We start from the raw sequence: 22,067 nt of genomic DNA, 5'->3' as shown, positions 1-22,067 counted from the left end.
CTTCGAAGTGGTTGCTCAGTACCAGTTCGACTTCGGCCTGCGTCCAGCCATCTCCTATGTGCAGACCAAAGGTAAAGACCTGGCTGCCGTCGGCGGCTTCAGCGGTGGCGATGCAGACCTGGCTAAATTCATCCAGGTGGGTACCACTTACTACTTCAACAAAAACTTCAACGTGTGGGCTGACTACTACATCAACCTGCTGGACAAAGACACCGACTACGCGAAAGCGGTTGGCGGTCTGAACGGCAACGACGATATGGCTGCTGTGGGTGTAACCTACCAGTTCTAATCAGAACACCACTTTGTTATATGCTTAATGAACAGGGCTTCGGCCCTGTTTTTTTATGCCTGACAGAAAATAATGGCGACTTTTGAAAAGCCGCACGCTTTTCGTCGCAAACGGTTGGCATTTTGTAAATCTACCGTTAACCTGATAGCGGATTTCACTTCTGTAATCACAATGGAACTTCGTCATGTTTGAGAACATTACCGCCGCTCCTGCCGACCCAATTCTGGGCCTGGCCGATCTGTTTCGTGCCGACGACCGCCCTGGCAAAATCAACCTGGGTATTGGTGTATATAAAGATGAAACCGGCAAAACCCCGGTACTGACCAGCGTAAAGAAAGCTGAGCAGTATCTGCTGGAAAATGAAACCACCAAAAACTACCTCGGTATTGATGGTATTCCTGAATTTGGTCGCTGCACGCAGGAGCTGCTGTTCGGTAAAGGTAGCGCAATTGTAAGTGACAAACGTGCGCGTACAGCACAGACCCCAGGCGGTACCGGCGCACTGCGTGTGGCGGCGGATTTCCTTGCGAAAAACACCTCTGTTAAGCGTGTCTGGGTGAGCAACCCAAGCTGGCCGAACCACAAGAGCGTCTTTAACTCTGCAGGTCTGGAAGTGCGCGAATATGCATACTACGATGCGGCAAACCATGCTCTCGACTTTGATGGCCTGCTGGCAAGCCTGAACGAAGCGCAGGCGGGTGATGTGGTGCTGTTCCACGGCTGCTGCCATAACCCAACCGGTATCGACCCGACGCTTGAGCAGTGGGAACAGCTGGCTAAACTCTCCGTAGAGAAAGGCTGGCTGCCGCTGTTTGACTTCGCCTATCAGGGCTTCGCCCGTGGACTGGAAGAAGATGCAGAAGGCCTGCGCGCTTTTGCAGCCGTGCACCAGGAATTGATCGTTGCCAGCTCCTACTCCAAGAACTTCGGTCTGTACAATGAGCGCGTAGGTGCCTGTACGCTGGTTGCGGCTAACGACGAAACCGTCGATCGTGCCTTCAGCCAGATGAAATCGGTTATCCGCGCGAACTACTCTAACCCACCGGCACACGGTGCGTCCGTTGTTGCAACAATTCTCAGCAACGATGCGCTGCGCGCGATCTGGGAACAAGAGCTGAACGATATGCGCCAGCGTATCCAGCGTATGCGTCTGCTGTTTGTTAATACTCTGGCCGAGAAAGGCGCAGACCGTGACTTCAGCTTCATCATCAAACAGAACGGCATGTTCTCTTTCAGCGGCCTGACCAAAGAGCAGGTTCTGCGTCTGCGTGAAGAGTTTGGCGTATACGCCGTGGCTTCCGGTCGCGTGAACGTGGCAGGGATGACGCCTGACAACATGGCGCCTCTGTGCGAAGCGATTGTCGCCGTACTGTAATTTACGCCCACAAAAAAGCCTGCGTTCAGCAGGCTTTTTTATTTAACCAGGTTTACCAGACAGGCATTTCATCCTGAAGGAACGGATTATGGAGCCGTTCATAGCCCAGCGTCGACATCGGACCGTGTCCAGGGATAAACGTCACGTCATCGCCCAGCGGCAATAACTTCTGTTTGATCGACTGAATCAGCTGCCCGTGATCGCCGCGCGGAAAATCGCTGCGTCCTACGCCGCCTTTGAAAATCACGTCTCCCGAAATCAGCAGACGAGACTGGTCATCAAAGAAGACGATATGGCCTGGCGTATGCCCAGGACAATGCAACACCTGTAAAGTCACATTCCCTACGTTAACGCGCTCTCCTTCGTTCAGCCAGCGATCGGGCGTCAGAGGCTGACACTCATCAAGGCCAAACATGCGGCTTTGGGCAGGTAACCCCTGCAGCCAGAACTCATCTTCTTTTTCCGGACCGATGATCGGCACACCAAAATGCTGTGCCAGCTCTGCCGCTGCGCCAACATGATCGAGATGACCATGCGTCAGTAAAATCTGCATCAGCGTCACACCGCTGTCGGCGACGTCCTGCTTGATTTTCTCGGCGTCACCGCCGGGATCAACAAGCGCGGCCAGTTTGGTTTGCTCGCACCAGATCAATGAACAGTTCTGGGAGAACGCGGTAACCGGAATAATACGATAGTTCATACTGCTCCTGTGTTTCGTTATTACCAGTGCCGGACCGGACCGGTATCAATATGCACAAAGTTGCTGCTGGGGTAATATCCTACACCACCTGCGCGCATAGATAACGCAGCTTTGCGAATATTGGCTAACGAAACGCCTTCAATATGGAAATCCATTGCCTGTCCCTTCGTGTGATAGCTTTTTTTTGCTACCCCACGGCTATGGGCGCGTAGTTCATTATTGGTATCCAGTGAGCGATAACCAGAAATGAGCTGCACGGGCTTCCTGGTGCCCAGCAGGCCCTGAAGGCGGAACAACTGATCAAACAATCCTGGGTCGATGGCTTTTACTTTATTCGCGCGGAAATCACGGAAAAAATGGTTGAGTCTTGCTAATTCATCCTGAATATAGCCTCTGCCATCGAAAAACTCCGCTTTTAGCGACTCACCGGTATGAAGATTGTTGAGCGTTAAAACTCGCGGACGAGGTGTCGAGAGGGTGGCAAATGCTGGCGTCGGCAAGATGGCCGCTGCGCCAAGCGCAACACCACCTAACGCCAGCAGTTTGCGGCGATTAGCGTCAAATTTGTCCATGATAATCAGGTCTACAGGTCAATGAAATCGTAAGTATGCTTAGCGCACGAAGGGCACCTTAACTGGCAAAACGGGGTACGTCAAGGCGCCCAACACCAGTGAATACGCGGCTTACAGCGATATCGCCCCCTATTCACCATAACTTACGACAATCATTTTTCCCGAACTACTTCATTTACCTGATTAATTGTTCCGCTTTTGGCAAAATTTGTGCGCCGGATCGCGCAGTGAGATCATAATTGTAAATATCTGTACGATACTGAGTGCGCCCGTCTTCACCCACAAACGCCGTCAGATAGTAAAGATTGACCGGAATGTTGTGTCGAATATTCACGTAGCGCGTATCCCCCTGTTTCAGGGCGTCAGAAATACGCGTATCGTTCCAGCCCGCATCCTGCAACAGCATATTGGCCAGCTCCGAGGCTTTGTTTACGCGCACGCAGCCTGAACTGAGGGCGCGGGTATCTTTCTGGAACAAGTTGTGGTTCGGCGTATCGTGCAGATAGATAGCATCTGAACTCGGCATATTGAATTTGTAACGCCCCAGGGAGTTATGCGCCCCGGGAGCCTGCTGGAAGCGGAACGGCAGGTTGGAAGCCGTAATCGTCGACCAGTCGACCATATAAGGATCAATCGCCTCTTTACTGTTCCAGCCGCGCATCACCGTATAGCCATGACGTTCCAGATAACCCGGATCGTTCCAGACCTTTGGCAGAATGTCTTTACGTGCCAGCGTCGGCGGCACGTTCCACGGTGGGTTAACCACCACGTTATTTAACGCGCTGCTCATCATCGGTGTTTTACGATCCGGACGCCCGACAATGACGCGCGAGGCCAGTTTTTCGCTGCCATCCTGATAATAGACCAGGGAATAGGCCGGAATATTCACCATAATGCCTGTGGACAAGGTGCCCGGCAGCAGACGCAAACGCTGAATATTCAGTGCCAGGACCCCTGCCCGCTGCGCAGGAGAGACGTTAAGCCAGTCGCGCGTTGACGGGCCTATTACCCCGTCGGCACCCAGCCCCTGCGCAGCCTGGAATTGCTTAACCGCAGCAACCAGTTCGCGATCGTATGCCGCAGGTTTATCGCTCAGGAGAGCGGCCTTCTTCTCTTTCACCGGCGCTGACGGGCTCACGACCGCGCTTTGCGGATCGTCGCCCGGCAGGGCAATCTTCGGCCCGCCCTCAAGAATACCGGAGCGTTTCAGGATTTCGCGCAGAGCAGGAACATCGCTGCTCCACTGGCCTGGACGCAGCGTCGCGGTACCCCGCATTTGCGGCCAGGGACGCGAGTCGCCCACCAGCGCGAGGAGCGACTCATGCAGGGTGGCATACTGCGGGTGCGCCGGGGCGAGACTGGCAATAAAGCGCGGCAGATCGCCATTATCCAGCGCCAGCTGCCACTGGTTGATCACCGACAGCGCTGGCGTCGCCAGCTTGTAGGGCTTATCGCTATATAACCAGCGGTTGCCGTTGACCGGAATACCCGCCACAAACTGCAGATAGCCCATCATGGCATCGGAAAGCACCACGTCCCGCGCCTGGCCAGTGACGGCTGGATCGGTTAACAGCTCAACCCACTTCGTAAACTGCGGCTGAAAACCCGCAATCGCCACTTCTGCCAGCTGCTGCTGGAACGCGCGCACGGCATCACGGTCTTCCCACATGGGTTTCATGTCCCGGGCAGCATAAAGCAGCGTGAGCTGATTGATATAGGCGGGCGTGTAGCCTGACGGCAACCCTGAGAGGAGCTGCTGGCTAAGCGATTCGATATCAATGCCTTCCGGCAACGGCTTAATGCCGGCCATGACGGCGGTCGCCGGAGACTGTTCCAGCGGCTGAGACAATGACGTCGGCTGCGCGCCTGTCGCTGCGGAGCTGTCCGTCGGCACAATTTCAGGCTCGTCGGCCTGGGCGGTTAACAGTGGAGCAAACATCACTGCCAGGCATAAACTCAGCGCAGACAGCTGACGACCACATTCTTTCTTTAGCAACATCCCTTGCCCCCTGTTTTCACGACATGCCCATCACGGTGGGGCTTTCTTTTATTATAGGTAGACGGCAAACCTGTTGCCTTACCTTATGTAAAGAAGTTTAAAGATAACGCAGCCCTAAGCACAAGTTAAGTGAATAAAAAAAGCGGCGCTTTTGCGCCGCTCTTTGTAACAAAACGCCTCAGGAAGCGTCTGCCGTGGTTTCCGGCAATGACTCCGGAGGCTGCGGCGCAAAACCACGCAAACCGACAACATGAACGTGTTCGCTGTTCTGGAACACTTTACGCACCAGTTTATAGGTGGTCCCTTTTTCAGGGCTGATGTTTTCCGGTGCCGCAATGATGAGCTGCATATCAAGACGCTCGCAAAGCTCAAACAGCGTGGCAATAGAGCGGGCATCAAGACGCGCCGCTTCATCCAGGAACAGCAGGCGGCATGGAGAGATGTCTTTACCGCGCAGACGGCGCGCTTCATCTTCCCAGCTCTGTACAACCATCACCAGAATGGACATCCCGGTACCGATCGCTTCACCGGTAGAGAGCGCCCCGGATTCCGCACGCAGCCAGCCGTCTGAACCACGGTTAACCTCAACTTCCATTTCCAGGTAATTACGGTAATCCAGCAGTTCTTCACCGATGGTTTGCGGCGTGCGCTGACCCATATCAATCTGCGGGTTCAGACGCTGGTACAGCTTCGCCAGCGCTTCAGAGAAGGTCAGACGGTTGCTGTTGAACAGATCCTGGTGCTGCTCGTGCTGCTCAGAGAGCACGTCCAGCAGCGTCGCGTGGGCTTCACGCACGTTGACGTTGAGACGCACGCTGTTCACCTGACCAAACGACACGCTCTGCAGACCCTGGTTCAGCTGGCGGATACGGTTCTGCTCACGCTGAATGGTCTTGCGAATAATATTCGCCACGCTGCGGGAGCTGATAGCCAGCTTCTGCTCGCGGGAAGTCAGCTCTTCCGTCAGGCGCCCCAGTTCAATTTCCATCTGTTCGATGGCTTCGACCGGATCGTCGGTACGGATAATATCCTGACGAATACGCTCGCGCAGATGCTGATAAACCGCCACGAAGAACTGAATTTTACGCTCCGGACGTTTCGGATCTTCTGACATGCGCAGCACATCGCGCAGGTGCTCATTATCCGCCACCGCCAGGCGCAGCGCACCCAACGCCTTATCCGACATTGAACGCAGCTCATCGGCTGAGAGGTACGCCAGTTCGCGACGGTGCAGGCGACGTTCCACGTTGTTGTCTTTCACCATCCGCATGACCGCACACCAGCCCGCTTTCGCCGTCACCACCTGCTCGCGCATCTCGTGATAGTCGCGTTCCAGCTTGCGCAGGCGACGGGTCAGGTTATCCATTTCGGCTTCGCAGAAGGTCAGCGCTTTTTCCAGCTGATTACGACGCGCACGGTTGTTGCTGAGCTGGCTATGCAGTTCATCACGACGAAGACGGGCGCGCTCTTCCGCCCCGCTGTCGGCACGCACGCCAATGTCCTGCAACTCTTTCTGCAGGTCGTTTAACAGCTCTTTCTTGGTGTCGAAGGAGCTTTTCAGCGAGGCCAGCACCTGGTTGTACTGATTAAGCTGAGCGGAGTGGCTGCGCATCGCTTCGCGTGCTCGGGTACGTTCCGCTTCTGCCTGCTCAAGACGTTGACGCAGCTTTTCATTCAGGTCGCTGTTACCGCTCAGCATTTCAGCCGAATCGGAATAGCCGAAGTGTGCGCGACGCTGCACGACTTCCGTCAGGGCAAACGCCTGCTGACGCGCTTCGCGCTGCACCTGCTGCGACCAGGCATAATCTTCTTTTAACTGCTCGAACTGTTCCGGGTCGCTCTGCAGGACAGACACCACGGGCTCCAGCTTCGCCAGCTGATTGCCGTGCTGCTGCACGAAACGCGCGGCTTCCTGGGCTTCATCCAGACGTTCCTGGATCTCATCCACGCGATCGGCCAGCGTGTCATCTGCCAGCAGGTTGAGGCGCGGCAGGATGCGGTTAAGGGCCGCGACGCCCTCTTTCGCCTGTTCAAACTGGACACGACTCTGCTGGTTGTCACTTTCATGACTGGCAATGGCGCGTTCCAGCTCGCCGCGGCGGGTATTGAGTTTGCGGATTTCCGCTTCCGGGTCGGCTTCAAACGCCACGCCCAGATGGCTACCGATAAAGCGGCTGAATGCCTGATGCAGGCGCTGGGTTTTCTGTACATCAAACGACAGGGTCGCAAAACGTTCCGACAGCGTTTCACGCTCGGCATGGAGGCTCTCAATACGGCTTTCACGCGCGGCACGGCCAAACAGCGGCAGTTCCGGGAAGCGGGAGTAACGCCACTGGCGGTCAGCGATTTTCACCACCACCGCTTTTTCCAGCTCGTCAACGCTAAACACGCTGTCATCGAACGACTGCGGATCCCCTTCGATCAGATAGAGATCTTCCGGGCAATCTTCCAGCCCGGCGAGTTGGTCAGAAATCAGCGACAGATCCGGCACCACAATCGCGTTACGGGATGGACCGTACAATGCGGAGAAGTATGGCGCATCGTCCAGGCCGACATCGTCGTAAATCTCAGACAGCAGTACGCCACCAAAACGCTCGGCTAAGGCATTGAGGCGCGGATCTTCTGACCCGCCCGGCTGGCTTAAGCGCTCAATTTCTTCATCGACGTCACGCTTACGTGCGCCGACTTCATCACGCTCAACAATGGCTTCGCGCTCACGCTCCAGCAGCTGTTGCAGGTATTCGGTCACCTGCTGGCTGGATTCGAACTGTTCGCCGCACTGTTCGCTGAGCTGGTTAAGGCTGCTTTGCGCCGCCAGCCAGACCGGCGCGCGCTCCAGGAGCCTTTTAGAACGGGACTGAAGCTGTTCCAGCTCCTGGCGCAGGGTCATGCGCTGCTCACTGGCGCTGGAGACCGTATCGGAAAGCGCAGCGATACGCGCTTCCAGCTCCTGATGCAGCGCCTCAAGCTCGTCGAAATCGTAATGTTTACCCTGACGCTTACAGAACTCAGCCAGCAAACGCTCGGCTTCCTGCTGCTCACGCAGGCGCTGTTCCAGTTCGTTCAGGCGCATACGCAGCGGCTGCACCTGCTCGGCCAGATGGCGCTGGTTGACGCCGTCGCGCAGCAGTTCACGGGCAACGTTCCAGGCTTCGTTACGCGCCAGCGGGCCATTAATGGCGACCACCAGCTGATACGCTTGTTCAAACTGGCTGTGCGCCGTTTGCGCGACGCTCATTTTCTGTTCAAGAGAGAGCAGTTTCTCGGTGGCTTCCTGCTCTTTGGCCTGGAAGGTATCCAGCCACTCGTCGGCGCTTTCCGGCGTCAGGTCAAACAGATGGCACAGCTCTTTCGCGCGCTGTAACGCCTGCAGTGCCTGGGTGTACTGAATCGCACGCGTCTGCTGCACGTCCAATGCCTGCTGGTAATCAGCAAGCTGGCTTTTCAGCTCATCCACTTCCAGCTCGGCGGCTTCGGCGCGGGCTTCGTTCTCTTCCTGCATCTCGGCGGCTTCGGCCACCACTTCATTTTGCTCTTCGAGACGAATTTGCAGCTCATCGAGATCCGCTTCGTAGCGCTCGATTTTCTCCTGCTGGCGCAGCGCGGTCTGCACCAGGTTCAGGTGATCGCTGGCGGCCTGGTAGTCGGCTTCCAGATCGCCTTCAGCACCGTTGTGCTCGCCCAGCTCGCGCGCCATTTCGACGTGCTTATACTGCTCTGCCACCAGCTGTTTACGGGAGGTAAACAGTTCGCGGCGGTATTCTAATGCCTGATCGAGATGGACGCGGCGCTCATTGGCGTGACGCATGTAGTCCGCCGCCACGTAGTTGGTGGCTTCGCTGATCAGGTGTTTAAACAGGTCACGGTCTGACTGGGTCACGCGAATCGCTTCCAGCGTCATGCGGTTTTCACGCAGCGCCGCTTCCATATCCTGGAACGCCTTACGCACGCCGCTGTTTTCCGGCAACAGGTAGTCGCGCAGGGAGCGGGTAATGGCGCTGGAGATACCGCCATACAGGGACGCTTCGATCAGACGGTAGTATTTGCTACGGTCTGAAGCGGTACGCAGACGACGCGCCACTACGCCCAGATCGAACATGAGGGAGTGGTAGTCGGTGATGGAGTTGAACTGCTTGAACTGCACGCCCTCAATGGCTTCGAGCTTGTCTTTCAGTTCCTGTAACGTCAGCACGCGCGCCTGGCGTTCATTCAGGGTTTCCGTCAGCAGCGCGGTCGGCTGCACGGAGGTTGGCAGCCCCTGGATAGCAAACGGTTTGATATCCACTTTACGGTCGCGACCGGCAACCTGCTGCAAACGAACCCCCACCACCACGCGCTGGTGACGAGAGTTGATAACGTCCAGAACGGAATAACAGACGCCCGCTTTCAGCTTACCGTGCAGACCTTTATCGCGGGAGCCGCTTGTCGCGCCTGCTTCAGTGGTGTTACGGAAGTGAAGCAACGTCAGGTCGGGGATCAGCGCCGTCACAAACGCCGCCATGGTGGTGGATTTCCCCGCCCCGTTACCGCCGGAGAGCGTCGTGACCAGCTCGTCCAGATCGAAGGTTCGGGCAAAGAAGCCGTTCCAGTTAATCAGCGTTAGTGAGCGAAATTTACCGCGTTCAATCATTACTCTTCCTCCCCGCTATCCGGCAGATTCTCTTCATGCTCGTCATTGAGCTGCAAATGGTTTTCCACCGGCATCGCTTCACCGTCACGGATCATGCGAAGCTGCGCTTCACGCGCGTCATCCCCCGCACGCACATCGGCGCCGAAGCGGAAGACTGATTCCGTAATGCGGAATTTGCTGCTGTCGTGGCCCATAAACCAGACCATCCCCAGACGACGCAGACGGTTCAGGGAAGAGCGCACCTTTTCCTGTAATTTCTGACGGTCAAGATCCGATCCGGTCGAACGGTTGTTCACCAGCTTGAGCAGCTTGCTCTCATCCGCCAGCGTCAGTAGCTCATCGTAGAGTTCCTGCTGGGTGAAGATGCCTTCATTCGCCAGGCGTTCCGGGCTGAGATAGAGATAGCAAAGAATTTTGCCGACCATCATATCCAGCTCGGAGAGCACGGAGCGCGGGATCAGCGTCGTGGAGCGCGGGCGCAGGTAGAAAAAACCTTCCGGCGCGCGAATCAGCTCCACGTTGTAGCGGGCGTAAAACTCTTCCAGGTACTCCTGGAAGTCCATCAAAAAGGCGTGATTATCCAGCTCGTCTAAGCCAATGTGACGACCGGCACGCAGCTGGCTGTCCAGCGCCGGAAATAACGGATTCGCCAGCGCCTGTGCCAGCTTAACCGGCATCACTTGTTCAATATTTGTCAATGACATGCGCCTGTACCTTGGCTCCGTAATCGTTAATTGGCTGCCACTTCGGCGGCAGTCCGGTGAAATCTGCTTGTGCGATACCCAGGCGCACCGCCTGGTCTACCACAATGCGGGCAACGTCGAAGTGGCGCGCGCGCGGATATTGCGCCAGATAGTCGCGCACCACGAGTCCAAGATCCAGCGGAGCTTGTCTGGTTTTGTAGACAGCGAGCTGTTCTTCGATCATCGCCGCAAGTTGTTCACGAATTTCGTTGAATTCTTCAAACTCCAGATCCGGCGGCAGTTCACCGGTCACCTCTTCATCGCGCAGGGCCATCTCTTCGTCGCGCATATCCAGCAGACGATCGGCATTGGCGTAGGTCAGCGCCCATGGCGCATCGAAGTAGGTCTGAACCGACTGGCGCAGACGCTGAGCAAAGACGCGGTTTTTATCCATATCAATCGCGGTGCGGATAAACTTATGCACGTGTCGGTCGTAGCCGATCCACAGGTCGATCGACTGCTGTCCCCAGCTAATGATGCGGTCGAGCTTGCTCTGCAGATCGAACACCAGACGGTCGATAAAATGCAGATCGTCATGCGCCAGCGTCGCGTCCTGGATGCGCAGCAGGTTGGCCTGCAGCTTATCCCCTGCCGCCTCCAGCGTATCCTGCAGTTCACGCAGCGTACCGGAGGTTTCTGACAGTAAAAGTTCGCAGCTGGAGATGGCCGCACGCCAGTCTTTATTCAGCAGCTGCGCGATGTCGTCTTTGACCTGCTGCTGCTGTTCGTCCATCAAACGCTGGGTAAGATCGATGCTGTCGAAAATCTCGGCCACCGAATATTTCAGCGGCGCGTAAACGTTGCGGTGCCAGTGGAATTCATCACCGTTTTCATCTGCAGCATCGGCGGCACGCTTAAGCTCACCCGCCACGATCGAGAGCTGCATGGAAAGACGCAGCGTGGAAAATTCGCGCTGGCGAATGTAGTAATCGGTGATGCCGATACCCAACGGCGTCAGGCGATAGATGGCGTTTCCTTCCGCCTGCTCGCTGGTAAAGCGGTTCAGCAGACGTTGACGTACCATATCGTTGATTGCGTTGTTGGCACGCACGCTAATGGTTTCGCTGGTTTGCTCAAACGCATCACTGACATGGCGGAACGCATCCACCAGTTCACCCTCGCTCATTTCGCCATCCAGCCGTTCGCCGTTTAGCGTGGCAACCGCCAGCAGGAAAGAGAGTCTGTCTACCGGCAGCGAGATGGAGAAATCGTTTTTCCTGGCCCAGGCAACCAGTTCGGGGACTGTCTGGGAAAATTCACTCATAGGTTATCCTTGCATCTGCGGCTTGTGCGCGGTGACGTGAATATAGCGGCCAAGGCTGACAAATGGCTCCTGACGGCAATACCGCGTTTCTAATTCTGTTAAGGTGTCAAAACAGTCACGCTGTTTGTGTTTTTCACGCAGATAATCATGAAACACCCTGACGCCCGTTTTCCCGACAATCTGCCAGCCAATCTCTTCCAGCCAGCCGTAAACCTGCTGCGGATCGCGCGGATAGTCCGGGGAAAGCGTGCGCTTTTTCTTTTTAGGCATCCCGACCTGCACATAGTCAAAGTTACCTGCAACCATGTTGTGCATCAGGAAGCCGTTAGCATTGTAGAACATCAGCGACAGCGTGCCGCCCGGGCGCAACATCGACCACAGGGTTTGTAACACGCTTTGCGGATCGGCCACCCACTCCAGCACCGCATGAAACAATATCAGATCAACCTGGGTTTCCAAATGCTGTGCGATGTCCTGAGCGGCGCATTGTATAAAATGCATGTTGTCGCTCACACCTTTCTCATCTGCAGCACGCGTCGCGCGGGCGACCATTTCAGCCGAAAGATCGCAAAGCGTGACGTGATGACCGCGCTCGGCCATTTTTATCGCCGTTTGTCCTTCGCCACCACCGGCGTCCAGCACGCGCAACGTCTGGTCGCCAAAAGTGGCCAGAATGGTGTCCAGATCCTGCCAGAGGATCGTCTGACGGAGCTGCCCCTTTGTGGTGCCATAAATGTTGCGCGAAAACTTTTCCGCGATGTCATCAAAATTGCGATCCCGCATTGGGAGAGTTCCACTCGCTAACTGCAAAACCGCTATTTTGTCACACCCGCGCGGAGAATGAACCTCTCTGGTGTAATATCACCGGTAATCACCTGCTGTATGGTCAAAAAAGGAACCAAAAAGGATGCTTTTTACCCTTAAGAAATACATTGGAGGGATGATGCTTCCCCTTCCGCTGCTGCTCATCATCATCGCGCTGGGGCTGGCGCTGGTGTGGTTCAGCCGCTTTCAGAAAAGTGGCAAAACGCTCATCACGTTCGGCTGGCTTGTCTTACTGCTGCTGAGCCTGCAGCCGGTCGCGGATGGCCTGTTACGCCCCATTGAAGATAAGTACCCGACATGGCAGGGAAATCAGAAAGTGGAATACATCGTGGTGCTGGGCGGTGGGTATACCTGGGATCCTGACTGGGCCCCCAGCTCGAATCTGATCAACAACAGCCTGCCACGGCTAAACGAAGGGATTCGCCTGTGGCTGGCGAATCCGGGATCAAAAATGATCTTCACCGGCGCCGCAGCAAAAACGAACCCGGTGAGTACGGCTGAAGCGGGTGCCAGAGTTGCGGAATCCCTCGGCGTACCGCGTTCCGCTATCATCACTCTGGACAGTCCAAAAGATACCGAAGAAGAAGCCGCTGCGGTGAAGCAGGCGATTGGCGATGTTCCATTCCTGCTGGTCACCTCCGCCTCACACCTGCCACGGGCGATGATTTTCTTTGAAAAGCAGGGCCTGCACCCGCTTCCCGCACCGGCAAACCAGATGGCCATCAATGCGCCACTTAACCCATGGGAACGCGTGATCCCCTCCCCGATGTGGCTGATGCATAGCGATCGCGTCGGCTATGAGACGCTCGGCCGCCTCTGGCAGTGGCTGAAGGGTTCCTCAGGCGAGCCAGGGCAAGAGTGACTTAGCCGCGAGATCGAAGTTTGCGCGATTGAAACGCCCGGTATTGACCAGTTGCGCGACTTCATCCCAGAGCAGGTACAACCAGCGCCGCCAGATAAACGCTTCGGCAACGGGCGCACGCTGAAGGTAGTGCCACAGTAACCCTTCTGCCGCCCCGCTGTCGCTGAGCCTGAACAACTCATATTCACGTGGGGCCCACAGCATTATCCCAGGCCCTAACATCGCCAGCAGCTGATCGCTGCGGGAGTCTTTCAGCATACTCCGCAGGGTAAAATTGCCGTGGATCAGCACGCAGTTATCATTAAAACCGTCGAACAGCGCTGGCAAGCACTCACGAGTGCGAAAAAGAATACGTTTGTCCTGCATGGTCAAACCGGTGTTATTAAACTGGTTGAGCGTTCCCCACAGTACTTCCACCCGCTGGCGATACCACAGCGGCCACAGGTTCTCCTGGGTGCTGTCGACCGGCCCCACGAGCCCACGGCTATCCTGGCGATGCCAGGCCAGCAGCGCCTCGACAATCTGGTCTTTCAGCTGCTCCCAGCGTTCCGGCGTGCGCGCGGGTGCTTCAACAGGCACGCCGCGTAAACGCTCTATCAACAGGACATCGGGGCCGGGGTGTTCCTCGTGCGTCATGACGCCGTACACGGTCGGCATTCGGACGGTACCCTCCCGCGCCAGCATCGACATTTTCCAGGCGAGCTGCCTGGCAACACCCGGCGACGTGAAACTTCGCGCCATCAGCGGCATTGGGTTTCCCTGACTGTCATACAACGACCAGAGCGCGGTATCGGCCTTTTCACTCACACACTCGACCCGGCTTAATTTCTCACCCAGCAGATGGCTAAGTTCGGCACGCAGCTGTTCCATATGAGATTACCCCCATTAATGCTACTGCTTTTATAATGAGCGCGCAGAATGAAGATGTCACCCGGTAGAGATCAATCAGGGAAAAGAAAAGCGAAAATTGTGGCGAGAGGACATCCCTCCGAAAGGAGGGATGCAGACGGTATTAACGTAATTCGGCGCGAACGCGCTCAAGATCTTCCGGCGTATCAACGCCCGTTCCTGGTACTTCTTTGGCAACAGCAACGTGAATTTTCTCGCCATACCAGAGCACACGAAGCTGCTCCAGCATTTCGATATGCTCCAGCGGGCTGGGTGCCCAGGTGACATAGCGGCGAATGAAACCGGCGCGATAGCCGTAAATCCCCAGATGGCGCAGGAAGGAATCCCCGATGGTCTCTTTCGAGAGCGCAAAGCGGTCGCGATCCCATGGAATGGTGGCGCGGGAGAAATAGAGCGCATAGCCTTCGGCATCCATCACCACTTTCACCGCATTCGGGTTAAATGCCTCTTCAGCGTGGTGAACAGGCACAGCTAGCGTCGCCATACCCACCTGACGCTGCGCCAGGTTTTCTGCCACCTGACGGATAATAACGGCCGGGATCATCGGCTCGTCGCCCTGCACGTTCACAATGACGGTATCATCGCTGAAACCACATTTCTCAACGACTTCGGCGAGACGCTCGGTGCCGGACTGGTGATCGACGCGGGTCATGCACACTTCACCGCCTGCGGCTTCAACCGCACGGGCGACGTCCGGATGATCGGTGGCAACAATCACGCGATCGGCACCGGATTCACGGGCGCGTTCAAGGACGTGCACAATCATTGGCTTGCCGTTGATATCCACCAGCGGTTTACCCGGCAGACGCGTTGAGGCATAACGAGCAGGAATAATGACAACAAAACTCATGGTTTGCTCTCTTCTGCCACCAGGGAACGGGCTTCGTTTTCCAGCAACACCGGAATGCCGTCACGCAGCGGGAAAGCCAGACTGTCCAGCTTGCAAATCAGCTCCTGTTTGTCCTGGCTGTAGTAGAGTTTGCCGTTGCACACCGGGCAGGCAATAATTTCAAGTAAACGGTGATCCATAGTTCCTCCGTATGGGTAATCGCTAAAGCTTAACACATTCCTTTTTCAGGGCGTGTCTGTTTCCCAGCCACTTCGACAGGATATAAATAACCCTTCGGGAACGCGTCCCAGCGTGACGTCGCGAGCCCCCTGCCAGAGGGCGAACTCGCTAATGGCGGACGTTAAGCCCTTCTCCAGACTCGCCGTCACCCTGACCCCCTCTTCCAGATAGAGCGCAATGACTTCAAGCGTGCCGGTTTTGCGGTGCATTTTGGCATCCATGCGCCCGACCAGCCGCCCCTTATGCAGCAGGGGTAAAACAAAATAGCCGTACTGACGCTTTGGTGCCGGGGTATAACACTCCAGCCGGTAGCTGAAATCGAACAACTGTTCGGCGCGTTTTCGGTCCCAGACCACCGGGTCGAAAGGCGACAACACTGCACTGTGGGTTGCCTGGAGCTTTCCGTCCAGCGCCTGGGGCAGCAAAGGAAGGAGATCCGCATGCAGCCACATCTCGCCCAGCGTTTCTACCGTGACGGGAATGACGCGCTGTTCGCGTTGCCACATCTCCAGCAGCGGCTTCAGCGCGGGCTGGCGCAGGCGGTAATAATCTGCCAGCCATTGCGGCCGGAAAATGCCCAGGCTGCGGGCGCTGTTTTCCAGCATGATGGCCTCGGCAGCCTCCTGGGTAAGCAGGTCACGTTCGTCGTCCCAGTGTGGCATCACGCGCTGGGTCAGGTCATAGACGCGCTGAAAATTACGCCGTTCAATCACCATGACCTGGCCGGAGGTGAATAACCCTTCAAGATGACGTTTGTGCGGTTTCCACTCCCACCAGCCGCTTGAGCCTTTTCGCGGATGTTCAAAATCAGCGGAACGCACTGGTCCCTTTTCCTGAATATGGCTGATCAGTTGCTCTATTTCGGCCGCGTGCTCCTGCATCCACGCCTGTCGGTATTTCCAGCCCATCTTTTCTGGGGCAAGCATGCGGTGACGCACCAGGGCAAAATCGCTGCGGGGCAGGAAACAGGCTTCGTGCGCCCAGTACTCCATGAGATCCCCTTTGCTGAGCGCCTCATCCAGCCAGTGAGAGGGATAGTGGCCCAGGCGGCTGAACAGCACCAGGTAAGGGCTACGGGCAACAATATTAATGGTGTCGATTTGCAGCAGCGACATGCGCTGGATGGCAGAGAGGATATCGGCAGGCTGTGCGCGGCGACGGGGCTTTTTGAGCAGCCCCTGCGCGGCGAGGTGTAAATGACGTGCAGCTGTAAGCGAGAGTTGCGGTAAAGACATGCGTTTTCCTGTCAGTCAAAGCGCCACCAGAACCGCGTAAGCCCTCACTGCACTAACGCAATCAGTTCCTTGAGCAAGTGTTCCGGCTGCTCGCCGCTGAGTTCAGCGTCAACCGGCAGATACCACCAGTTTTCTTTCGCAAAGGCACGGCATTTCACCGCATCTTTTTCGGTCATAATGAGCGTCTGTCCCGACGCCGTGAGCGCATCAACCTGCTCTGCCACCAGCGCCTGATGGTCAGCCAGTGGAATGCGTTTTTCAAGCCTGGCACCACACTGCTCAAGCGTTGCGAAGAAGCGCGGAGGATGACCAATCCCTGCCATTGCCACCAGCGAAGGCAGCTCAGCAACCGCCTGGCGTTCACCTGTCACCAGGTTTACCGCCAGTCCCGGCAACAGGTGCATAGGGATTTCACCCGCTTTTGCCTCACCACCGTTTACAATCACCGCATCAACGGACTTCAGACGTGAAGCGCGTTCACGCATAGGGCCGGCTGGCAGCCACCATCCGTTACCGAAACGGCGAACCCCGTCGATGACCACAATCTCTTTATCACGCGCCAGCGCGTAATGCTGCAGACCATCGTCAGTGATGATAATTTGTACCGCGTGTTCGGCAAGCAGCGCCTGCACGGCGTCGCTGCGAACCGGGGAGACTGCCACCGGCGCGCCAGTACGCTGGAAAATCAATACCGGTTCATCACCCGCTTCGGCAGTGGTGGTTTTCTCTGCCAGCAGCAGTGGGTACTGCGCCGCTTTACCGCCATACCCACGCGAGACCACACCCGGGCGGATACCGCGTCTTTGCAGCTGTTCCACGAGCCAGATCACCACCGGCGTTTTACCGTTGCCGCCCGCCGTAAGATTGCCCACAACCACAACCGGCACTGGCGCACGCCAGGCCCGCTTGATCCCCAGACGGTAAAGCAGACGAATGATGCCGCTCACCAGGCCGTAAAGCCAGGAGAGCGGCAAAAGCAGCAGCCACAGCGGGGATTCACCGGACCAGATGCGTGCAATCATTCGCCGAACTGCATCTTATGAAGCTGGGCGTATACGCCGCGGTGTTCCAGCAAAGCTGCGTGGCTTCCGCGTTCAACAATGACGCCATCCTCAACCACCACGATCTCATCCGCCTGCTCGATAGTCGACAGACGGTGTGCAATCACCAGTGAGGTACGGTTCTTTTGCAGTTCGTCCAGCGCCGACTGAATAGCGCGTTCAGATTCGGTATCCAGTGCGGACGTCGCTTCATCCAGAATCAGGATTGGGCTGTCACGCAGCAGCGCGCGCGCAATCGCAATACGCTGACGCTGACCACCGGACAGGAGCACGCCATTTTCACCAATGATGGTATCCAGACCGTTATCCATCTTGTTGATAAAGTCCATCGCATAGGCCATGCGTGCGGCATTCTCGATCTGCTCGCGGCTGTACTCGTCAGTGCGCGCATAAGCGATGTTGTTGGCGACCGTATCGTTAAACAGATGCACGTTCTGAGAAACCAGCGCAACCTGGTTACGCAGCGACTGCAGGGTGTACTCCCGCAGGTCGTGACCGTCCAGGAGAATTTCACCTTCGTTGATATCGTAGAAACGGGTGATGAGGCTGGCAATGGTGGATTTACCGGAGCCAGAACGGCCTACCAGCGCCACCGTTTTACCCGCCGGAATCGTCAGGTTGATATTGCGCAGAGCGGGCGTATCGCGGCCCGGATAGGTGAAGGTCACGTTGTGGAATTCAACATCGCCACGGGCGCGCTCAATCTCGCGTGTACCTTCGTCTTTTTCCTGCTCGGAATCCAGAATGCTGAACAATGTCTGACAAGCCGCCATCCCGCGCTGGAACTGGGCATTCACGTTAGTCAGAGATTTCAGGGGACGCATCAGGGCGATCATCGAGGAGAAGACCACGGTGATGGTACCCGCCGTCAGCGTCTCCATCACGCTTTGGAAGCTTGCCGCATAAAGGACAAACGCCAGCGCCAGCGAGGCAATCAGCTGAATGATCGGGTCAGAGATGGAAGAGGCCGAGACCATTTTCATCCCCTGCAGACGCATTTTGTTGCTGACTTTGTCAAAGCGTTTGGTTTCGACGTCCTGGCCACCGAAAATTAACACCTCTTTGTGTCCTTTCAGCATCTGTTCGGCGCTGGTTGTTACCTGCCCCATCGTATTCTGCATATTTTTACTGATATTGCGGAAACGCTTGGACACAACGCGGATGGCAATGGAGACAACCGGAGCCAAAACGATCAGGATGAGCGACAGCTGCCAGCTGTAATAGAACATCATGATAAACAGGCCGATGATCGACGCCCCTTCACGCACGACGGTAATCAACGCGCTTGAGGAGGAGGATGCAACCTGCTCTGAATCGTAGGTAATACGGGACAGCAGTGTCCCCGTAGACTGCTTGTCAAAGAATGAGACCGGCATGCCCATCATGTGGCTGAACAGACGACGGCGCATGGTCATAACCACTTTCCCGGATACCCAGGAGATGCAGTAGCTGGAGATATAGCTGGTGATACCACGTAAGATCATCAGCCCGATAACCACCAGCGGCATCCATAGCAACACTGAGCGATCCGTTTTACCAAAACCGTCGTCCAGTAACGGTTTAAGGAGCGATAACATAAAAGTATCGCTGGCTGCGTTGAGGATTAACGCTACACCCGCCACGATCAAGCCTGCTTTAAAAGGTGCAATCATCGGCCAGAGTCGGCGGAAGGTTTGCCACGTGGAGAGATCTTTGTCGTTATGCATTCAAAAAACCAGCATTTGTTGAAATAGCCGCATATTCTACCCGTTATCTACGGGCGCGCCAAACCACTGATGATACCAACGTGGTAAAAATTGATCCCGCAAGCGCCGGATTTGCCAGCGATGTTGCGAGAATGTCACCGATATTTGCCCGGAATGGGGGGTATCTTGCCAGATATACCCCTCTTTTCGATAACGTCGGACCACATTCGCCGACGGAAACCGCCAGGCGTTATAGCGGGCTGCTGAATCCAGCGCAATGTTTCCCTCCACCCGTTGTACCAGCGCCAATGACGATGAGGTATTGCTGCCATGATGGGGAACCTGGATTAACGTCGACGTCAGATGTTGCCAGTAATGGCTAAGCATAGCCTGTTCTGCTGGCGCTTCAATGTCTCCCGTCAGCAGTATACTCTGCTCACCATCGTCCACTTTCACCACGCAGGAGCGGTTGTTTCCCCGAGCCGGGTCATTTTCCAGGGGCCAGTGGACGGTGAAGGTTAATCCCTGCCATCTCCAGCTCTGCCCACGAAAGCAGGGCCGATGCCCCGCCAGACGTAATGGACTTCTTACCCACATCTCCGGCCATGCTTTTTGCAGCGATGCGAGGCCTCCTGCATGGTCAAGATGTTCATGGCTGAGAATCACGCCATCTGGCCGCAGATGGTGCCAGCGCAGCCAGGGGATAATTAACCGCTGTGCGCTATCTCCCCCTGGCCAGGCGAGCCCGGTATCATAGAGAATCGCTTTTCCCTGCCGTTCGATGACCATGGCCAGCCCCTGCCCCACATCCAGCATATGTAGCGTCCAGGCATCACTTTTAGCCGTTCGCCAGAGGGGAAATGCCAGCAATAGACTCCCAGCCAGACACACGGCTGGAACGGTTTTCCAGGCTCGCAAACGCCAGCCGATGATGATAAGCCAGGGCAGTAGCGTCATGTACTGCCAGCGTTGATCCACACTCTGCCAGCCGTCTGGCAAGCGCATCAGTAGCCAGAACAGCCCGGCAAGGGACTTATCGGCTGCAAACCAGATGGCACTTTCCATTCCCCCCAGCGGAAACAAATGGAGCAACATACCGAGTAAAATCAGCGGTACGCTGACAAACGTCACTATCGGCACGGCAAAGAGATTGGCGACCAGAGAGGAGATACTGAAGCCGTGGAAAATCAGCACCTGTAACGGCATGAGCAACACCAGCATGCCGACCTGCAGATAGATCAGATTAAGTAGTGGCCGTATGCGTCGGGCCCACTGCCAGCGAGGAAGAGGCAGCCACTGAAACCAGAAAATCAGCGCCGCGACGGCAAATGCGGACAGGAGCAGGCTCTCAGAAAGTATGGCTAAGGGATCGCTTATCAGGATCGCCGCGACACAGCAACACCATACCTGCCACGGTGACCATTGGCGGGAACCGATTCGCAGCGCCGCCAGCACGGCAAGTGCGATGACCGTTCGTAGCGCAGGAGGTTGCAGACCGGTAAGCCAGGCGTAGAAAGCGGCGAAGAACAACCCGGCCAGGAGTGGCATTTGCCAGTGGACCCGGTGGCTGGGGAATATAAACTGGATCGCACGCGCGAGTAACCAGACGAGGGATGCCGCCAGCGTGATATGCAGGCCCGAAATCGCCATCAAATGCAGTGTGCCGGTTTCACGCATCAGGTCTTTTATTTCTCGGGGGACATCCAGACGCTCTCCCATCCCCAGCCCGAGGATAACCGCTCCCCAGCGATAATCAGAAAGTCGGTTTTGCAGCGACATCAGGTATTGCGCTCGCAGGCTGCAGTGTCCATCAACAAGTTCCGCATGGGTGAAGCGCCCGCTCAGCGTTTGGTGTCGGGCAATGGCGCTGCGTTGAGGATCGTAGCCTCCGTCGTTCAGCTCGCCGTGTGCAGGTTTTAGCCTGAGCATCATCGCCCAGCGCTGGCCAGCACATGCTCTCTGTGGCAAATAATTGCCATACAGCGTTACGCCGGTGGACGGCCACCAGCGCCGGCCGTTTACGGTGCGTATTTTTCCCTGATGCTGAGTTGCACCATCAGTGGCGGTGATCTCTACCTCGGCCTGCACGGCTCCCGTGGTTAAATGCTGCATCGGCCAGACGCTCTCCTGCGCGGCCAGAAGGCCCCACGCGCAAAATAACAGCGCGATCCCCACATACTTCAGGCGCACGTTTTGGCATGTGCCCAGAACCACCCCGCCCGCCAGCATTATCCAGACGGTATCGCGTGATGGCAGTTCAGGTAACCAGAGTAACGGGGCTATCGCCAGAATGGCGCAGATACATAAAGCGGGAATTCCCATTGCTACCTCCCTGTTTCAGGGGGCAGTATGCTCGTGGGTGATGCGGCTCGTCAGTTGTGAAGAATAGGATTTACAGCAAGCGCAGCAAGGTTTTTAACAGGTTGCAGAAAACGCAGCGGGAAATGTGGGATGCCTTCCAGAAGAAAACGACAGGAACAAAAAAAGCACCCGCAGGTGCTTTCTTTCGAACCCAGTTTAACCGACTGGCTAAACTCAGTTGCCGTAAATATTGGCGCGATCGCGCAGTTCTTTACCCGGTTTAAAGTGTGGAACGTACTTACCTTCCAGCTCGACTTTATCACCCGTTTTCGGGTTACGCCCGGTGCGTGGAGCACGATAGTGCAGAGAAAAACTACCGAAACCGCGGATTTCAATGCGCTCGCCCTGGGCAAGAGTGGAGGCCATATGCTCCAGCATCTCTTTTACGGCATCTTCCACTGCCTTGGCAGGGATATGCGGTTGCTGACTGGCAAGTCTTTCAATCAATTCTGACTTGGTCATGATTCCTCCGGTTCCTTTCAATGTTC

18 protein-coding genes are annotated in these 22,067 nt (G+C 56.2%); 3 read left to right on the top strand and 15 right to left on the bottom strand.

Going from position 1 to position 22,067, the window contains the following annotated elements; all coding sequences use genetic code 11:
• Both L977_RS22565 and aspC read left to right on the top strand, forming a co-directional pair.
• A partial coding sequence (locus tag L977_RS22565) for a porin (protein WP_047626977.1) occupies positions 1–289 on the top strand: 289 nt, incomplete at its 5' end.
• A 184-nt stretch (positions 290–473) separates the two neighbouring features.
• On the top strand, positions 474–1,664 hold the full coding sequence (gene aspC / locus L977_RS22560; protein WP_014883232.1) for an aspartate transaminase: 1,191 nt from the start codon (positions 474–476) through the stop codon (positions 1,662–1,664).
• Positions 1,665–1,716: 52 nt separating this feature from the next.
• On the opposite strand, the gene L977_RS22555 is transcribed toward aspC, so the two are convergent.
• The 7 genes from L977_RS22555 to cmoM all read right to left on the bottom strand — a co-directional run bounded on the left by L977_RS22555 (position 1,717) and on the right by cmoM (position 12,355).
• Entirely contained in the window at positions 1,717–2,364 is a 648-nt protein-coding gene (locus tag L977_RS22555; protein WP_047027823.1) for an MBL fold metallo-hydrolase, read from the bottom strand.
• A 20-nt stretch (positions 2,365–2,384) separates the two neighbouring features.
• Entirely contained in the window at positions 2,385–2,936 is a 552-nt protein-coding gene (locus L977_RS22550) for a YcbK family protein (protein ID WP_014883230.1), read from the bottom strand.
• A gap of 175 nt (positions 2,937–3,111) precedes the next feature.
• On the bottom strand, positions 3,112–4,935 hold the full coding sequence (gene ldtD, locus L977_RS22545) for a L,D-transpeptidase (RefSeq protein ID WP_014883229.1): 1,824 nt from the start codon (positions 4,933–4,935) through the stop codon (positions 3,112–3,114).
• Between the two features lie 178 nt (positions 4,936–5,113).
• Positions 5,114–9,565: a chromosome partition protein MukB gene (gene mukB, locus L977_RS22540; RefSeq protein WP_047626976.1), complete on the bottom strand. Its 4,452-nt coding sequence runs from the start codon at positions 9,563–9,565 to the stop codon at positions 5,114–5,116.
• Entirely contained in the window at positions 9,565–10,269 is a 705-nt protein-coding gene (gene mukE, locus L977_RS22535; RefSeq protein WP_008499954.1) for a chromosome partition protein MukE, read from the bottom strand. The genes mukB and mukE overlap by 1 nt, the downstream gene beginning before the upstream one ends.
• On the bottom strand, positions 10,250–11,572 hold the full coding sequence (mukF, locus tag L977_RS22530) for a chromosome partition protein MukF (protein WP_014883227.1): 1,323 nt from the start codon (positions 11,570–11,572) through the stop codon (positions 10,250–10,252). The genes mukE and mukF overlap by 20 nt, the downstream gene beginning before the upstream one ends.
• Positions 11,573–11,575: 3 nt before the next feature.
• Positions 11,576–12,355, bottom strand: a complete 780-nt coding sequence (gene cmoM, locus L977_RS22525) for a tRNA uridine 5-oxyacetic acid(34) methyltransferase CmoM (RefSeq protein ID WP_014883226.1) — start codon at positions 12,353–12,355, stop codon at positions 11,576–11,578.
• A 124-nt stretch (positions 12,356–12,479) separates the two neighbouring features.
• Here cmoM and elyC point away from each other — a divergent pair, with 124 nt between their 5' ends.
• Positions 12,480–13,259 carry an envelope biogenesis factor ElyC gene (gene elyC / locus L977_RS22520; RefSeq protein WP_045268528.1) on the top strand — a complete coding sequence of 260 codons (780 nt, stop codon included), beginning with the start codon at positions 12,480–12,482 and terminating at the stop codon, positions 13,257–13,259.
• On the opposite strand, the gene L977_RS22515 is transcribed toward elyC, so the two are convergent.
• The 8 genes from L977_RS22515 to ihfB form a co-directional block, all read right to left on the bottom strand.
• The gene (locus L977_RS22515; protein WP_045268529.1) at positions 13,236–14,129 is read right to left on the bottom strand and encodes a YcbJ family phosphotransferase; all 894 of its coding nucleotides are present in this window, start codon (positions 14,127–14,129) and stop codon (positions 13,236–13,238) included. The genes elyC and L977_RS22515 overlap by 24 nt on opposite strands.
• Positions 14,130–14,271: 142 nt before the next feature.
• Positions 14,272–15,018 carry a 3-deoxy-manno-octulosonate cytidylyltransferase gene (gene kdsB / locus L977_RS22510; protein WP_014883223.1) on the bottom strand — a complete coding sequence of 249 codons (747 nt, stop codon included), beginning with the start codon at positions 15,016–15,018 and terminating at the stop codon, positions 14,272–14,274.
• Positions 15,015–15,197, bottom strand: a complete 183-nt coding sequence (ycaR, locus tag L977_RS22505) for a protein YcaR (protein WP_006174474.1) — start codon at positions 15,195–15,197, stop codon at positions 15,015–15,017. Before ycaR ends, kdsB begins: the two co-directional genes overlap by 4 nt.
• Before the next feature lie 45 nt (positions 15,198–15,242).
• A complete protein-coding gene (locus tag L977_RS22500) occupies positions 15,243–16,472 on the bottom strand; it encodes a winged helix-turn-helix domain-containing protein (RefSeq protein WP_047626975.1) in 1,230 nt (409 codons plus the stop codon).
• Between the two features lie 44 nt (positions 16,473–16,516).
• A complete protein-coding gene (gene lpxK, locus L977_RS22495; RefSeq protein WP_047626974.1) occupies positions 16,517–17,494 on the bottom strand; it encodes a tetraacyldisaccharide 4'-kinase in 978 nt (325 codons plus the stop codon).
• Positions 17,491–19,239, bottom strand: a complete 1,749-nt coding sequence (gene msbA, locus L977_RS22490; RefSeq protein ID WP_047626973.1) for a lipid A ABC transporter ATP-binding protein/permease MsbA — start codon at positions 19,237–19,239, stop codon at positions 17,491–17,493. Before msbA ends, lpxK begins: the two co-directional genes overlap by 4 nt.
• Positions 19,240–19,275: 36 nt before the next feature.
• Positions 19,276–21,540: a ComEC family protein gene (locus L977_RS22485; protein ID WP_047626972.1), complete on the bottom strand. Its 2,265-nt coding sequence runs from the start codon at positions 21,538–21,540 to the stop codon at positions 19,276–19,278.
• Between the two features lie 213 nt (positions 21,541–21,753).
• Complete coding sequence (ihfB, locus tag L977_RS22480) at positions 21,754–22,041, bottom strand: integration host factor subunit beta (protein WP_008499965.1); 288 nt, start codon at positions 22,039–22,041, stop codon at positions 21,754–21,756.
• Positions 22,042–22,067: the final 26 nt, after the last annotated feature.

The organism is Enterobacter sp. ZOR0014 (assembly GCF_000798855.1).
GTDB classification, from domain to species: domain Bacteria; phylum Pseudomonadota; class Gammaproteobacteria; order Enterobacterales; family Enterobacteriaceae; genus Enterobacter; species Enterobacter kobei.
Note: the sequence above shows the minus strand (reverse complement) of the source record. Positions and strands in the feature narration are given on the sequence as shown.